The organism is Streptomyces sp. NPDC007856 (assembly GCF_042868225.1).
In the GTDB taxonomy this organism is placed as follows: Bacteria; Actinomycetota; Actinomycetes; order Streptomycetales; family Streptomycetaceae; genus Streptomyces.
The window spans coordinates 15212-30856 of record NZ_JBIAEC010000014.1; the positions used below are offsets into that span (position 1 = coordinate 15212).

Consider the following 15645-nt stretch of genomic DNA (forward strand, 5'->3'; position numbering starts at 1 on the left):
CTACGGCGCCGGCAAGGTGGGCGCCGCCCCAGCCGGCACGACTGCCCGCAGCTGCGGGTACAGCGCAGCCGACGGCGCCACGAAACGTCACCCCTCACTTCTGCAGGACCGACAGGTCCTGCGTCGTCCTCGGTACCGCCACCATGCCCCGGTCGTTCGGGAGGGTCTGGATGGTGAAGCCGGGGATTCCGGATTCCGTGGCGGAGAGGGTGCGGGAGGCGTAGACCGGGCCGCCGGAGACGGTTTCGACGGTGAGGGCGTAGGTGCCCTGCAGGCCGGAGGGGACGGGGACGGGGACGTCCTCCGTGGTGCCGGACTTGATCGTGAACGTCTTCGTCGTCGCCGTGCCGCCCTCGCTGCCCGCCGACGCGGTGACCTTGACCGTGGCGGTGGCGGTGGGCGCGGACAGCGCGAGAGTCGTGCCCTTGGCGCTGTTGTCGGCCGAGGTCGCGCGGGTGCCGACGGGGGCCGTGGCCGGGATGTAGGCCGTTTCCTGTTTGTCGCCCTTGCCGCGGACCACCCGGAGGGCCGCCACCACCGGGACCGACTGGTCCGTGGGGGTCAGTACCAGGGAGCCCGCCTCGCCGCGGGTCACCGCGCCGAGGTCCGCCGTGGTGGTCATGCCCGACTTCACGTGCAGGGTCTCGTTGCCCGCCGGGGTGATCAGGCCGCCCGGTGAGGCCAGGCGGATCTTCAGGTCGGCGTCGTCGCCGCCGGGCGTGAAGGCGATCAGCCGGACGTCGGTGGCGTCCTTCGGGATGCCGGGCAGGACCAGGCTGCCGGCGGGGTCGGCGGCCGCGGCGAGCCAGTCGCCGCCCGTCTTGTCGTCCAGGGCCTGCACCGACGCGCCGACCCGGCCGCTGCGCACACTGACGTGCACGGTCAGGTCGGCCTGCTGTGCGTCGGTGAGGGTGGAGAGCAGGATCGGCTTGCTCGCGTGCGGCGGGATGGTCTGGTTCTCGCCGAGCGGGGACTTGATCGCGCCGTCCTTGCCGTACAGCTCGATGTCGACGACCGCGGCGGAGTCGTCGGGGTTGGTCAGGTGGACGTAGTCGGTGCGGCCGGTGGCCGTGCTGGCGCCCGGGAACCAGAAGTCGGTGTCCGCGGCGGCGCAGTTGACGCCCTGCAGGCCGCGGCCGGTGCCGGCGGCGACCTGGGTGGTCTCCTGGACGGTCCAGCCGGGCGCGAACTTCCCGTCCGCGGTGCCGATGAGCGCGGGCGCGTCGGCGCCGGAGGTGTCTCCGGTGGCCGGGGTGCCCGGCGCCTTCGGGGTGAGGACGGGCTGGTCCGCCGTCTTCTTCCCGCCCTTGGACCCCTTCGAGCCCTTGCCCGTCTGCGAGTTGCCCGTGCCGTCCGCCGAGTTCTCGCCGGCTGCCTGGAGTTGGGCCTTTCCGCCGCTCGCCGCGCCCTGGGTGACGGGCGTGAACGATGTGTACGACGTGCCGGCGATGTCGGAGATGCTCGGCGCCGGGCACAGCAGGCTCGTGCGCTGCACGGGGAGGTTCGCGGCCGCCTCGGGGGCGGCGGCGCCGGAGGCGGACGGGCCGTCGAACGCGGCGAACGCGGTGACGGCGGCCAGCGCGCTGCCGGCGGCGATCAGGGACAGGGTGGTGCGGTTCACTGCTGGCTCCCGTCGGGGCGCTCGCTGCCGGTGCCGTGGGGGTGCTGGGCCGGGTCGTAGCCCTGCTGGGCGGGGTCGTAGACCGGGTTGTAGCCCTGCTGGTAGCTCGTCGGCTCGTACGGCATCTGGTCGGCCGTACCGCCGTAGGCGTAGGGGTCGTACTGGCCCTGGCCCTGGCCCGTCTGGTACGGGTCGGCGGCCGGGTACGCCTGCTGGTCGTAGCCGGAGGGCGGGTACTGGCCGCCGTTCTGGTACGGGTCGGTTCCGTAGCCCGGGTATCCGGCGTCCACGTACGTCCCCTGGTCCCACTGAGCGTAGGACTGCTGGTGAGGTACGGCGGCCCGGGGATCCTCCGGCAGGGGCGGTGCCGCCGGCTGGTCCTCGCCGGCCTGCTCCTCGCCGGCCATTTCCTCGCCGGCCATTTCCTCGGCCTGGGCACGCAGGCGGCGGGCGCGGCGGCCCTCGCCGGCGGTCGCCTGTGCGGGCAGCGGTTCCTCCTCGGGCAGGTCGTCGTCGACGTCGCGGCGACGGCCCGGCAGGGCGAGGACGACCAGGACCACGGCGAGCGCGCCCTGGGCCCACAGCCAGGCGGTGTGGGTGATCGGGTCGGTGTAGGTGACGTCCAGCCTGCCGCCGTCGGCGGGCAGTTGGAAGCCCTGGGCCCAACCGTCGAGCGTGGTGCGGGTGAGCACACGGCCGTTCAGGGTGGCCGTCCAGCCGTCGGAGGCGCTGTCGGCGAGGCGCAGGACGCGGCCGGCCGGGCCGGCGGGAACGGTCGTGTGGATCTCCACCGGTCCGGCGCTGACCGGCTGGGCCGTGCCCGAGCCGCCGGCGGGGACGATGGCGGCCCGCGAGACCTCCTGGTCGACGCGGTACAGGGCGCCGCCGTTCTGCTGGCTGAGCCGGCTCAGGCCGGGGGTGGTGTCGAGGACGCGGGTGATGTCGCGGGGCGCGCCCTTGTGGACGAGGACGTACCGCACGGCGAAGCCGCCGAGTTCGTCGGCCTGGTCGGCGCCGGAGCCGGCGACGAGGTTGGCGACGACCTTGTCCAGCCGGGTGTTCTCGCCGTCGGCGGCGCTGATCTCGGCGTCGCCCATGCGGGCGCCGGAGCCGCGGACCAGGGTGTAGCGCACGCGCGCGGTGGAGTCGCTGTCCAGGATCAGGGTGCGGGCCCGGTCGCCGGTGGTGGAGTCCTCGGCGACGAACGCGGGCACCTGGGTCGGGTCGCGGCGCTCCAGGGGGCCGTCGGCACCGCGGATCATCCAGCCGGCGGCGACGAGCAGCGGGCCCGCGGCCGAGGCGAAGGCGATCAGGGCGGCGACGGGCTGGCGCCAGCCGAAGCTCTGCTCGGCCACCCGCGCGCGTGCGCCGTCGGCGCCGAGGGCGGCGGCGGCCAGCAGGGCGATGCCGTACACGAGCGTGGCCGGTCCGGCCCAGGCGGACCGGTTGGACAGGGCGGCGAGGACGAGGCCGACCAGGGCGACGGCCCACGCGGTGCGGATGCCGAGCTGCCGCTCGGAGCGCAGGAGTGCGCCAAGGGCGGCGAGCACGATGCCGATGAGCATCAGGCCGTGCACGGTGCCGGGGCCGCCCGGGCTGGCGCCGAGCAGGTCGAGCGCGGAGGCGGCCGAGGTGCCATAGGCCAGGCCGGCTTCCTTGAAGAAGCCGGTCGGGAGCAGCGTCAGCGACCACGGGGCGAGGACCAGCAGCGGAGTGCCGAGCTGGGCGAGGAAGCGCAGGGCGTGGGCGACGAGGTCGCCGCGGCGCAGGACGAGCACGCCGATGCCGAGGAGCAGCGCGATGGGCCAGACGATCGGCGTGAAGGCGGTGGTGATGGTCAGCAGCAGCGCGTACGCCCAGGTGGCGCGCCAACTGCCGCGTGCGCCGGAGCGGTTCGCGAGGCCGCTCGCGGCGATGCCGGCGCGCGCGATGAGCGGCAGCAGCACGGCGAGCACGGCGGTGCCGATGCGGCCGCCGGCCAGGGCGCCGGTGGTGGCGGGCAGGAAGGCGTAGGCGATGGCCGCCCAGGCGCGCAGCAGCCGGGAGGTGACCAGCGGCCGGGAGGCGAAGTAGGCGGTGAATCCGGCGAGCGGTACCGAGGCGACCAGCAGGACCGTCATCGCGAGTCCGGTGGAGCCGAACAGGATCGCGGCGAGGGTCGCGATGATCGCGAGGTAGGGCGGTGCGGAGGGGGTGCCGCCCGCGCCGACCGGGTGCCAGGAGTCGGCGAAGTGCGACCACAGCTCGCCGGAGCCGGCCGGGGCGGGCAGCAGGGCGCCGCCCGCGAGCGCGCCGCCGCCGAGCAGGGCGCGGCAGGCGGCCAGGGACATCAGCAGCAGCACGAGGAAGAGCACGGGGCCGGGCCTGCGGGCGATCCGCTTGAGCCGGGCGAACTGCTCGACCTCCAGGAAGTCGGCGTCGTCGCCGCCGGGCCCGGACTCCACGGCGCCGCCGTGCCGGCCGGCCCGCAAGGTGTCGTCGGAGCCGCTGGTGAAGTTGGCGGCGAGCTGTTCCACGGTGGCCCGGACGGTGGCGCCGGGCGGCGGGAAGAGCTGACGCAGTTCGCCCTTGTCGATCTGCGAGGGTCCGCGGCGGCGCCGGGCGGCGATGATCCGCTCGGGGCGCAGCAGGACGCCCAGCAGGCCGCGGATCTCGTCCACTGCCTGGCCGGGGACCTTGCCGACGAGATAGGCGACGGTCCGCAGGACGGTGCCGAAAACGAGCCGCAGCAGCGCCCAGGGCAGCGCGGCGCCGCGGGTGTTGACGAGCAGGGTGTAGACGGCGCCGGCCTTGTCGACCTTGTGCGGGGAGGCGGCGGTGCGGCCCACGCAGTCGACGGTGCGGCGCTCGCGGGAGGCGGCCTCGGCGTGCCGTACGACGGCGTCGGGGGCGATCAGGACGCGGTGGCCGGCGGTGTGGGCGCGCCAGCACAGGTCGACGTCGTCGCGCATCAGCGGCAGCCGGCGGTCGAAGCCGCCGAGCTGTTCGAAGACGTCGCGGCGGACGAGCATGCCGGCACTGGAGACGGACAGCACGGTGCGCACGTGGTCGTGCTGGCCCTGGTCCTGTTCACGGCGGTCCAGGCCCGTCCAGCGGCGGCCGGAGTTGGCGATGGAGACGCCGACCTCCAGCAGCTGCCGGCGGTCGTACCAGCCGCGGAGCTTGGGGCCGACGACCGCCACGTCGTCGCGGCCGAGTTCGAGTTCGTTGTCGACGACGCGCAGCAGCTCGGCGAGGGCGTCGGGATCGGGGGCGCAGTCGTCGTGCAGCAGCCAGAGCCACTGGATGGGTTCGCCGTACGGCAGTTCGGGCAGGTCGTAGGCGTCGTCGCGCCAGGTGCGCGTGACGGGGTCCCAGCCGCTGGGGCGCTTGAGGTACGGCAGCTCTTCCGGGGTGAGGACCGGGGCGGTGCGGATCGCCTCCTCGACGGCCTGGCCGAAGCCGGTGCGGCGGGCGAGGTGCAGCACGTTGGCGTCGCCGAGGGCGTCGGTGAGCAGCCGGGCGGAGTCGTCCGCGCTGCCGGTGTCGGCGGCCACCGCGTACTGCACGGGGCGCTCCTGGGAGAGCAGCCCGGCGAGCGCGTCGGGCAGCCAGCGGGCGCCGTCATGGGAGACGAGGACCGCGGTCACCACGTGGCGCGGGAACTCAGGTGTGGCAGCTTGCTCTTGGGCTGCCGTGTGGCTGTGCACGGACATCGAGGTACGGGCCCCGGTTCGATGGACTGCGGTGGACGCCCGCGCCCTCTCGGGGGGCCGAGGGGACAGCGTGGCGTCTCGGACGAGCGACCACACTATCGGCTGGCCATCAGGACGGCCCGCCGCCTGTGGATAACCCACCGGCGACGGGCCGTTCGTGACGTTCTGGTGTGGATACGAGTGCGTGGAGTGGTCAGACGGCGGCCTTCTTGAGCCGGCGGCGTTCCCGCTCGGACAGGCCGCCCCAGATGCCGAAGCGCTCGTCGTTGGCGAGGGCGTACTCGAGGCACTCGGAGCGGACCTCGCAGGCGAGGCAGACCTTCTTCGCCTCTCTGGTGGAGCCGCCCTTCTCGGGGAAGAAGGACTCGGGGTCGGTCTGGGCGCACAGCGCGCGCTCCTGCCAGCCGAGTTCCTCGTCCGCGTCGTCGACCAGCAGTTGCTGCACCAGCTCGGTCATGTGCGCCCCTCGTCTGTCTTTCGCGTCCCCGTGTGCGTTGCCGTTACCGATTTCGGCTGAACGACACGAGTGAAATTACAAGTGTGCTGCTCCGGGCGAGTCAAGCCGAGATCTGCTATTGAGCCCGTTATTCACTCTGCGGAACCAAGGCCGTGCGGAAAGTGTTCAAATCGCCATAAACCGTGGCATGCAGACGAGGCCCGGAGGGGCGTCCGGAACCCGTACGGACATCTATACGGAGAAGGACGCCGTGACGTTCGATCGCGTTCCGCGAGGCTTGAGCGCCCGGATGTGCCCCATGTGTCCCGCCATCCTGGTGAACAAACCTTTCATCTCCAAGATGCACCGGATGGGGTGAAACCCGTCCCACATACCGGGCGTCGAGTTGACACCGCGGGTGTGAACCGATGTCCTAGTGGGCATGCTCGCGAACCTGGCACTCACCTCGACCCGCACCGCCGGGTCCCTCGGTGCTGCCCGGTCCCGCTGTAGCTGTTGTCGCTGTTGCAGCTGTTGAGCCACACCTTGCTCCAGTTGTAGGCCCGTGTCCCGAGCGACCGGGCTTCCGCTTTCTCCGCTCTCCGTTCCCTCCGGCCTTCTCCACCGAGGAACCACCCCACCCATGAACAGCGACAACGACCTCCAGATCGCCGGCGACATCCTCGAAGTCCCGCACCTGCTCCAGCCGCCGCGCGAGCACCCGGCCACCGTTGCCGAGTTCGTCGGCCTCGCCCGCCGGATCGCCGCCGACCGCTCCCAGTGGGCACACCTCGTGCGGTACGACGCGACGACCCGCTGGTACCACCGGCTGCGCACCGGCCCCGGCTACGAGGTGTGGCTGCTGTCCTGGGTGCCGGGTCAGGGCAGCGGGCTGCACGACCACGGCCGCTCTTCCGGTGTCCTGACCGTCCTGGAGGGCACGCTCACCGAGCGCACCGATCGCGCCACGCGCGCGTTGACGGCGGGAGCACAGCGGGTGTTCGCGCCAAGGTACGTCCACGAGGTCGTCAACGACACCCTGGAGCCGGCGGTCAGCCTGCACGTGTACCACCCCGGTCTGACCGAGATGCCGATGCACACCTCCCCGCACTGCGAGGCTCGTCCGGTGACTGCCTGACGCGTTGTCGTACCCGCCTGCAACACTTGGGCCATGCGCATTGTGGTTCTGGCAGGCGGCATCGGTGGTGCCCGGTTCCTGCGCGGTCTGAAGCGGGCCGTACCGGACGCGGACGTCACGGTCATCGGCAACACCGGCGACGACATCCACCTCTTCGGGCTGAAGGTCTGCCCGGACCTGGACACGGTGATGTACACGCTGGGCGGCGGCATCAACGAGGAGCAGGGCTGGGGGCGGTCCGACGAGACCTTCCACCTCAAGGAGGAACTGGCGGCCTACGGGGTCGGGCCGGACTGGTTCGGCCTCGGCGACCGGGACTTCGCCACGCACATCGTGCGCACGCAGATGCTCGGCGCGGGCTATCCGCTCAGCGCCGTCACCGAGGCGCTGTGCGACCGCTGGAAGCCGGGCGTGAAGCTGATCCCGATGACCGACGACCGCGTCGAGACGCACGTCGCCGTGGAGGTGGACGGCGAGCGCAAGGCGGTCCACTTCCAGGAGTACTGGGTACGGCTGCGGGCCTCCGTCCCCGCCGAGGCCGTGGTCCCGGTCGGCGCCGAGCAGTCCAAGCCGGCCCCGGGTGTGCTGGAGGCCATCGCCGAGGCGGACGTCATCCTCTTCCCGCCGTCCAACCCGGTCGTGTCGATCGGCACCATCCTCGCCGTGCCCGGCATCCGGGAGGCCATCGCGGACGCGGGCGTGCCCGTGGTCGGCCTGTCCCCCATCGTCGGGGACGCTCCGGTGCGCGGCATGGCCGACAAGGTGCTCGCCGCGGTCGGCGTGGAGTCGACGGCCGCCGCGGTCGCCGAGCACTACGGCTCCGGACTGCTGGACGGCTGGCTGGTCGACACCGTGGACGCGGCCGCTGTCGAGCGGGTCGAGGCGGACGGCATCCGCTGCCGGGCCGTACCGCTGATGATGACCGACGTCGACGCGGCCGCGCAGATGGCGCGGGAGGCGCTGGCGCTGGCCGAGGAGGTGCGGGAAGCGTGAGCGAGGAGCGCCCGGAGTACACGGTCCGGGCCCTGTCCGGCATTCCCGAGGTGCAGCCGGGCGACGACCTCGCCAAGCTGATCGCCACGGCCGAGCCGGCTCTGGCCGACGGGGATGTGCTGCTCGTCACCTCCAAGATCGTCTCCAAGGCGGAGGGCCGCGTCGTCGAGGCGGCCGACCGGGAGGCGGCCATCGACGCCGAGACGGTCCGGGTGGTGGCCCGGCGCGGCGCCCTCAGGATCGTGGAGAACCGGCAGGGCCTGGTGATGGCCGCCGCCGGGGTCGACGCCTCCAACACCCCCGCCGGCACCGTGCTGTTGCTGCCGGAGGACCCGGACGCGTCCGCGCGCGCGATCCGCGACGGCCTGCGCGCCGCCCTCGGCGTCGACGTCGGTGTGGTCGTCACCGACACCTTCGGGCGGCCCTGGCGTTCGGGGCTCACGGACGTGGCGATCGGCGCCGCCGGCGTACGCGTGCTGGACGATCTGCGTGGCGGCACGGACGCGCACGGCAATCCGCTCAGCGCCACGATCGTCGCCACGGCGGACGAACTGGCCGCCGCCGGCGACCTGGTCAAGGGCAAGGCGGCGGGCCGGCCGGTCGCGGTGGTGCGCGGCCTGCCGCATGTGCTGGCCCGCGAGGACGGCGAGGGCGCGCGGGCCCTGGTGCGGACCGCGCGGGACGACATGTTCCGGCTCGGCACGTCCGAGGCGGTCCGCGAGGCGGTGACCCAGCGGCGTACGGTCCGGGCGTTCACGGACGAGCCCGTGGACGCAGGCGCGGTACGGCGCGCGGTGGCGGCGGCGGTGACCGCGCCGGCCCCGCACCACACCACGCCCTGGCGGTTCGTGCTGCTGGAGTCGGCGGAGTCGCGGGTACGGCTGCTGGACGCGATGCGGGAGGCCTGGATCGCCGACCTGCGCCGGGACGGCACGAGCGAGGAGTCCATCGCCAAGCGGGTGCGGCGCGGGGACGTCCTGCGCAACGCGCCCTGTCTGGTGGTGCCGTGCCTCGTCATGGACGGCTCGCACCACTACGGGGACGCGCGGCGGGACGGCGCCGAGCGGGAGATGTTCGTCGTCGCGATGGGCGCGGGCGTGCAGAACCTGCTGGTCGCGCTGGCCGGGGAGCGGCTGGGCTCGGCGTGGGTGTCGTCCACGATGTTCTGCCGGGACGTGGTGCGCGAGGTGCTCGACCTGCCCGCGGACTGGGAGCCGATGGGCGCGGTGGCCGTCGGGCATCCGGCCGAGGAGCCGAGACCGCGGCCGGAGCGGGACGCGGGGGCGTTCATAGAGGTGCGGTGAGTTCCGTCGTACGCGGCCCTGGCCCGCGTACGACCGCCTAGTCTCGAAGGACGCACCGGCTCCCCCAGTACTTCACAGGACCTCATTCGTGGCAGGACGTTTCGCTCAGCGCCCCACGCGCACGACCGTGCGCGGCGGCCATGCCGGCGTGCCCGCGGGCGCCGCCGGGATACCGCGGCAGGCTGCCGCTCCGGCGCGGGTACGGCGTTGGGTGCCGGACGGGCCGCTCGACCTCGGGCTGGTGCTCGGCCCGCTGCGGCGCGGGCCGGCCGACCCCACCTTCCGGGCCACCGCGGACGGATCCGTGTGGCGGGCCAGCCGTACGCCCGCCGGGCCGGGCACGCTACGGGTGCGGGCGTACGGCGGTGAGGTGCTCGGCGAGGCGTGGGGGCCGGGGGCGGAGTGGCTGTTGGACCGGCTGCCCGAGTGGCTCGGCGCGGCAGACGAGCCGCAGGCGTTCGTGCCCCGGCACCGGGTCGTGGCCCTGGCACGGCATCGGCGGCCGGGCTTGCGGCTGACGCGGACCGGGCTGGTGCTGGAGTCCTTGATCCCCTCGGTGCTGGAGCAGAAGGTCACGACGGATGAGGCGTACCGGGCGTGGCGGTTGCTCGTGCGGAAGTTCGGGGAGCGCGCGCCCGGGCCGGCGGGGGCCGCGGAACGGCCGATGTTCGTGATGCCGGCGCCGCGGACCTGGGCGCTGATTCCGTCCTGGGAGTGGCATCGGGCCGGGGTCGACAACAAGCGGGCATCGACGATTCTGCGGGCCGTACGGGTCGCTGCGCGGCTGGAGCAGGCGGTGGGGATGCCGGCGGTCGAGGCTCAGGGGCGGTTGGAGGTCGTGCCGGGGGTGGGGCCGTGGACGTCGGCGGAGGTGGTGCAGCGGAGTCACGGGGCGGCGGATGCGGTGACGGTCGGGGATCTGCATCTGCCGGGGATCGTGGGGTGGGCGTTGGCGGGGGACCGTCATGCCGACGACGCGGTGATGCTGCGCTTGCTGGAGCCGTATGCCGGGCAGCGGCATCGGGCGGTGCGGTTGATTCTGCTGAGCGGGAACGTGCCTGCGCGCAGGGCGCCGAAGATGCCTCGGGTGGACATCGGGCTGCTGTGAGCTGCGCGGTGCTGCCGCTGGGCGACGCGGCGTTTGGCTTGCCCACGCTTACGGGGTGCGCTGCGCTGCCGCTGGACAACGCGACGTTTCACTTGCCCACGCTTACAGGGTGCGCTGCGCTGCCGCTGGACAACGCGACGTTTCACTTGCCCACGCTTACAGGGTGCCGCTGCGCCCACCCGTGCCGCCCCAGCGGCACGACTGCCCGCAGCTAAGCGGACGGCTGCGCGACCCCCCTACCGCCCTCACCGTTCCCTCATCGCCTCGCCGCCCCCGAACCCCCATCGGGGTCCGGGGGCGCAGGTCCCGTGGAGGGTGGGCCGGGCGGCAGGCGTTACTGGTCGGAGGAGAAGCGCACCGCGCCCGCCGGGATGCGAGCGTCGCACCACACGCGTACTCCCTCGCGGAGCTCGTTGTCGGCGCCGATGATCGCGCCGTCGCCGACGACCGTGCCGGTGAGGACCGTGCGTTCGCCGACGCGGGCCCTCGTGCCGATGAGGGAGTCGGTGATGACCGCGCCGGGTTCGATGACGGCGCCCGGGAGGATGGTCGAGCCGGAGACCCGCGCCCCCTCGGCCACGAACGCGCCCTCGCCGACCACGGTGCCGCCGGTCAGCTTGGCGTCCGGCGCCACCGTCGCCGTAGGAAGGATCAGGCGGTCGCCGCAGCGGCCGGGGACCGCCGGGGACGGGGCGCGGCCCAGGACCAGGTCGGCCGAGCCGCGGACGAACGCCGCCGGGGTGCCGAGGTCCAGCCAGTACGTGGAGTCGACCATGCCCTGCAGATGGGCGCCGGCCGCGAGGAGGTCCGGGAACGTCTCGCGTTCCACCGACACCGGCCTGCCCAGCGGGATCGTGTCGATGACCGAGCGGCGGAAGACGTACGCTCCCGCGTTGATCTGGTCGGTGACGATCTCCTCCGGCGTCTGCGGCTTCTCCAGGAAGGCGCGGACGCGGCCGGTCTCGTCCGTGGGGACGAGGCCGTAGGCCCTCGGGTCCGTCACCTTCGTGAGGTGGAGGGAGACGTCCGCTCCGGTCGACCTGTGGGTGTCGACCAGGGCCCCGATGTCCAGGCCCGTCAGGATGTCGCCGTTGAAGATCAGCACGGGCTCGTCGGGGCCGGAGTGCAGGCGCGAGGCGACGTTGCGGATGGCGCCGCCCGTGCCGAGCGGCTCCTCCTCCGTCACGTACTCGATGTGCAGCCCCAGAGAGGAGCCGTCGCCGAAGTACGGCTCGAAGACCTCGGCCAGATAGCTGGTGGCGAGGACGATGTGGTCCACGCCCGCCGCTTTGGCGCGCGCCAGCTGATGCGTGAGGAACGGCACCCCGGCGGCCGGGACCATGGGCTTGGGCGTGTGCACCGTGAGGGGACGCAGCCGGGTGCCTTTGCCGCCGACCAGGAGGATCGCTTCTGTCACCTGTCGTCTCTGCTTCCTGCCGGGACCGGCCGAACTACTCGTTTCATTCGTTTCGGCCGGTCAGTGTATGCAGACCGTAGCGGCGGCGCCCTTGACAACCACGCGGTTTCCCACGAGATCGGTGAGAGAACGGTGTGAGAGCGGCGCGGCCCCCGAAGACTGCGCCGAGCGCGCGCCCCGGCCGGCTCAGCGCCCCTGGTAGCGCGCCGCGCTGGAACGGACCTTACCGAGCTCGGCGTAAAGCCGTTTGCCGGGGCACTCGGTGGCGGATCCGTCCCGATGGCCGGAGATCACGTTCAGTCGTACCTTCTTACCTTTGGGGTAGAGGTTGCCACCGCCCGACGTGAGATATGTCTTGCCACGTGGATCGGCCCCGTAGAGACCGAGCTTCCACGCGGTGAGCCGGGCGACGGCCCGCACCGCGGCCCCGGACGGCTTCACCGCACCGTACGAGCCGATCACGGCGATGCCCATGCTGTCGCTGTTGAAGCCGAGGATGTGTGCGCCGCGGACCGCCTTCGCCACGCCGCCGGCCCGGCCCTCGTAGATGGTTCCGCACTTGTCGACGAGGAAGTTGTAGCCGATGTCCCGCCAGCCCATGCTCGTGACGTGGTAGCGGTAGATACCGCGGATGACGGAGGGGGCCTGGGCACACGTGTACGTGTTGCCCGAGTCCGTGTGGTGTACGAAGGCCGCCTTGACCTTCTTCGTGTAGACGAAACCGGGTTCGCGCAGTGACTCGTCCGCGCCCCAGCCGCGCCGGGTGACGATCCGCGGGCGCGGCCCGATGTACGGCTTGCCCCCCACCGGGCCTTGCAGGCGGGCGAGTTCCCGCTCGGTGGCCCGCGTGCCCAGCGCCGGGATCTCCAGGGCGCCGAAGTCGGCCAGGTCGGTGTTGACCGCCGAGGCCGCGCCTGCCGCGTCCGGGTCCAGACCGGTGGGGGACGGATCGGCCGGCGCGTCCCCGGGCGGCGCCTCCTCACCGGGGTCGACGAGTTCCAGGTGCAGACCGGAGGGCAGCGGGGGCGTCGGTTCCACCGTACGACCGCGCCGCACGCCCCCGCCGGCGGCGCGGACCCGTACGTCCACGCCGTCGGAGTCGCCCACCCACAGCGGTGCGGTCGCCCCGCGGACCCGTCGCGCGTCCCGTTCCGCCGTACCCGGGTCGGCGCCGTGGCCGGCGTCGTGTGTCTCGACGTCCCGCCAGCCGGACCACTCCCGCGTCCGCGCCGACCGCGTCCGCACCTGGACCCGGCCGCGCAGTTCGGCGTCAGGGTCCTCCCAGACCACCCCGAGCAGCGAGAAGTGCTCGCCGTCGGGCCGGTACAGGCCCTGCTCCGGGGCGGTGCCGAGGACCCGCTCGCGGGAGAGGGGGACGAGGGGCAGCGAGCGGGTGCCGCCCGGGACCCCGGCCTCTGCCGTTCGTGCGGGTGCCGCGGATGCGGCGGCCGCGGGCGGGGACAGCAGCGGAAGCGCGAGGGCCGCGGCGCAGGCGACGCCGACCGAGGGGGCGGCGATCGACCGGGCGCCGATGGACCAAGCCAGGAATCCACGCATGGTCATGATCTTGGACATACTCATACAGATCTGTCCAACGGTGAGGCGACGGTGAACTGACGGTCCGTCGGAGACCGTTCCGCCGAACCGGTGGCCCCACCGCACGCTGCGCACGCCCGCCCACGCGTACCCTTTCCCGGGTGAACGCCACCGATCGCACCCCTGCCGACCTGCTGGCTTCCGCGCTCGCCGCGGACCCCGGCCGCCCGCTGGTGACCTTCTACGACGACGCCACGGGCGAACGCGTCGAACTGTCCGTGGCCACCTTCGCCAATTGGGTGGCCAAGACCGCCAATCTGCTTCAGGGCGACCTCGCCGCCGGGCCGGGCGACCGTGTCGCGCTGCTGTTGCCGGCGCACTGGCAGACGGCGGTGTGGCTGCTGGCGTGTTCCTCGGTGGGGGTGGTGGCGGATCTCGGCGGGGATCCGGCCGCGGCGGACGTCGCCGTCAGCGGGCCGGATGCGCTGGACGCGGCGCGGGCGTGCGGCGGGGAGCGCGTGGCGCTCGCGCTACGGCCGCTCGGCGGGCGCTTTCCCCAGACCCCGGCCGGGTTCGCCGACTACGCCGTGGAAGTGCCGGGGCAGGGGGACCGGTTCGTGCCGTTCGCCCCGGTGGATGCGGAGGATCCCGCGCTGATCGTCGCGGGGGCGGAGTTCAGCGGGGCCGAGGTTGTCGAGCGGGCGCTCGCGGATGCGCCTTCCTTCGATCTGACGGGGCCTGGATCGAGGTTGCTGTCCGGGCTGTCGTACGACACCTGGGAAGGGGTCAGCGCGGGGCTGTACGCGCCGCTGGCCGCCGGAGGGTCCGTGGTGCTGTGCCGGCATCTGGACCGGCTGGACGAGGAGGCTCTCGCCAAGCGCATCGAGAGTGAGCGGGTGACGGCGGTGCGCCGCTGAAAGGCGCGGTTCCCCGCATCCCCCGGCCAGTCGCGGTTCCCCCGATCGGCCTAGTAAAGGGCGCTTCCCCCACCCTCCCCCGCCATGGTCGTAAGAGCAGGACGTGACGCTCGTACGCCGTGAAAGGGTGCCCCACCCGTGACCGACACCGTTGGCAAGCCCCTCGGTCCCGGTCTGGGGGCCTCCGCCACCGGCACAGGGCTCCTACGGCGGCATCGGCGGCGGTGGGTGAAGGCGACGGCGCTGGGTGTGGCCGCGCTCGTCGTGGCGGGCGTCGGGGCCGGCTGGGCCGTCTACGCCAAGCTCAGCAACAACATCACCGCCGACGACGCGGCCGCCCGCGAACTGGAGCGGTACGAGCGGGAGCGGCCCACGGAGCTGGTGCGGGGCGCGCAGAACATCCTGCTGATCGGGTCGGACACGCGGGCCGGGGAAGGGAACTCCGCGTACGGGCGGGATCTGGGCAGCGAGCGGTCGGACACCACGATCCTGCTGCATCTGGCCGCCAACCGGCGCAGCGCCACCGCCGTCTCCCTGCCGAGGGATCTGATGGTGGACATCCCCGGCTGCCGGCAGCAGGACGGCAGCCGCAGCGAGCCGGTGTTCGCGATGTTCAACCACGCCTTCCAGGTGGGCGGTTCGGCGTGCACGATACGGACCGTCGAGAAGCTGACGAACATACGGATCGACCATCACGTGGTCGTGGACTTCAGCGGGTTCAAGAAGATGGTGGACGCCGTCGACGGGGTGCAGGTCTGCCTGAAGGAGCCCATCGACGACAAGGCGGCCCTGTTGAAGCTGCCCGCGGGCAAGGTCAGGCTCAACGGGGAGCAGGCGCTGGGATTCGTGCGGGCCCGCAAGTCGCTGGGCGACGGAAGCGACACCGAACGGATGGAACGCCAGCAGCGGTTCCTCGGCGCGCTGGTGGACAAGGTGCAGAGCAACGACGTTCTGCTGAACCCGGTGAAGCTGTATCCGGTGCTGGACGCGGCGACCTCCGCGCTGACCACGGACCCGGAACTGGCCAGTCTGCGTGGCTTGTACCAGTTGGTGCGCGGGCTGCGCGACATCCCCGCCGAACGGGTGCAGTTCCTGACCGTGCCGAGGGAGTCGTACATCTACGACAGCAATCGTGACCAACTCGTGGAGCCGGAAGCCGAGAAACTGTTCGCGCGACTGCGGGCCGATCAGCCCGTGGCGGTGGCCCGGCAGACGCCGCAGGAGGCCACAGGGACGGACGGCGGGCCCGACGGCAAGAGCGACCCGTCCCCCGCGCCGACGTTCCGCGGGAACACCGCCGCCGAACACACCTGTGAGTAATGCGCACATCAAAACGCCGAACTTACGTCCGGGAAATGCGGCGGATTGCCCAGTTGTAGGCACGGGGAATTTGTCAGCGGCGTCGCTTGACGCTGAACTGGGCGGATAGTGTGAGCGATCCGGTGCACCTGGCCGCGAGGTCCGACCTGGGTCGTGCACT

11 protein-coding genes are annotated in these 15645 nt (G+C 72.8%); 6 read left to right on the forward strand and 5 right to left on the reverse strand.

The window, feature by feature from the left end:
• Positions 1–94: 94 nt before the first annotated feature.
• The 3 genes from ACFYOH_RS29870 to ACFYOH_RS29880 all read right to left on the reverse strand — a co-directional run bounded on the left by ACFYOH_RS29870 (position 95) and on the right by ACFYOH_RS29880 (position 5773).
• Positions 95–1621 (reverse strand): DUF5719 family protein, encoded by a 1527-nt coding sequence (locus ACFYOH_RS29870; protein ID WP_388631781.1) that lies wholly within the window; start codon positions 1619–1621, stop codon positions 95–97.
• The gene (locus ACFYOH_RS29875) at positions 1618–5316 is read right to left on the reverse strand and encodes a glycosyltransferase (RefSeq protein ID WP_388631784.1); all 3699 of its coding nucleotides are present in this window, start codon (positions 5314–5316) and stop codon (positions 1618–1620) included. The genes ACFYOH_RS29870 and ACFYOH_RS29875 overlap by 4 nt, the downstream gene beginning before the upstream one ends.
• Before the next feature lie 193 nt (positions 5317–5509).
• The gene (locus ACFYOH_RS29880) at positions 5510–5773 is read right to left on the reverse strand and encodes a WhiB family transcriptional regulator (RefSeq protein WP_003975777.1); all 264 of its coding nucleotides are present in this window, start codon (positions 5771–5773) and stop codon (positions 5510–5512) included.
• A gap of 622 nt (positions 5774–6395) precedes the next feature.
• On the opposite strand from ACFYOH_RS29880, the gene ACFYOH_RS29885 reads away from it, so the two are divergent.
• The 4 genes from ACFYOH_RS29885 to ACFYOH_RS29900 all read left to right on the forward strand — a co-directional run bounded on the left by ACFYOH_RS29885 (position 6396) and on the right by ACFYOH_RS29900 (position 10295).
• Positions 6396–6890: a cysteine dioxygenase gene (locus tag ACFYOH_RS29885; protein ID WP_388631787.1), complete on the forward strand. Its 495-nt coding sequence runs from the start codon at positions 6396–6398 to the stop codon at positions 6888–6890.
• 33 nt (positions 6891–6923) lie between these two features.
• Complete coding sequence (cofD, locus tag ACFYOH_RS29890; protein ID WP_388631789.1) at positions 6924–7883, forward strand: 2-phospho-L-lactate transferase; 960 nt, start codon at positions 6924–6926, stop codon at positions 7881–7883.
• Positions 7880–9187: a coenzyme F420-0:L-glutamate ligase gene (locus ACFYOH_RS29895; RefSeq protein WP_388631792.1), complete on the forward strand. Its 1308-nt coding sequence runs from the start codon at positions 7880–7882 to the stop codon at positions 9185–9187. The genes cofD and ACFYOH_RS29895 overlap by 4 nt, the downstream gene beginning before the upstream one ends.
• Positions 9188–9275: 88 nt before the next feature.
• Entirely contained in the window at positions 9276–10295 is a 1020-nt protein-coding gene (locus ACFYOH_RS29900) for a DNA-3-methyladenine glycosylase family protein (RefSeq protein WP_388631795.1), read from the forward strand.
• A 334-nt stretch (positions 10296–10629) separates the two neighbouring features.
• Here the strand turns inward: ACFYOH_RS29900 and ACFYOH_RS29905 are convergent, their stop codons facing one another.
• Positions 10630–11712 carry a sugar phosphate nucleotidyltransferase gene (locus ACFYOH_RS29905; protein WP_388631798.1) on the reverse strand — a complete coding sequence of 361 codons (1083 nt, stop codon included), beginning with the start codon at positions 11710–11712 and terminating at the stop codon, positions 10630–10632.
• 186 nt (positions 11713–11898) lie between these two features.
• On the reverse strand, positions 11899–13287 hold the full coding sequence (locus tag ACFYOH_RS29910; protein ID WP_388632359.1) for a peptidoglycan recognition protein: 1389 nt from the start codon (positions 13285–13287) through the stop codon (positions 11899–11901).
• Positions 13288–13409: 122 nt separating this feature from the next.
• Between ACFYOH_RS29910 and ACFYOH_RS29915 the strand changes: the two genes are divergently transcribed.
• The gene (locus tag ACFYOH_RS29915; RefSeq protein WP_388631800.1) at positions 13410–14165 is read left to right on the forward strand and encodes a TIGR03089 family protein; all 756 of its coding nucleotides are present in this window, start codon (positions 13410–13412) and stop codon (positions 14163–14165) included.
• Positions 14166–14303: 138 nt separating this feature from the next.
• Positions 14304–15485: an LCP family protein gene (locus ACFYOH_RS29920; RefSeq protein ID WP_388631803.1), complete on the forward strand. Its 1182-nt coding sequence runs from the start codon at positions 14304–14306 to the stop codon at positions 15483–15485.
• Positions 15486–15645 lie beyond the last annotated feature (160 nt).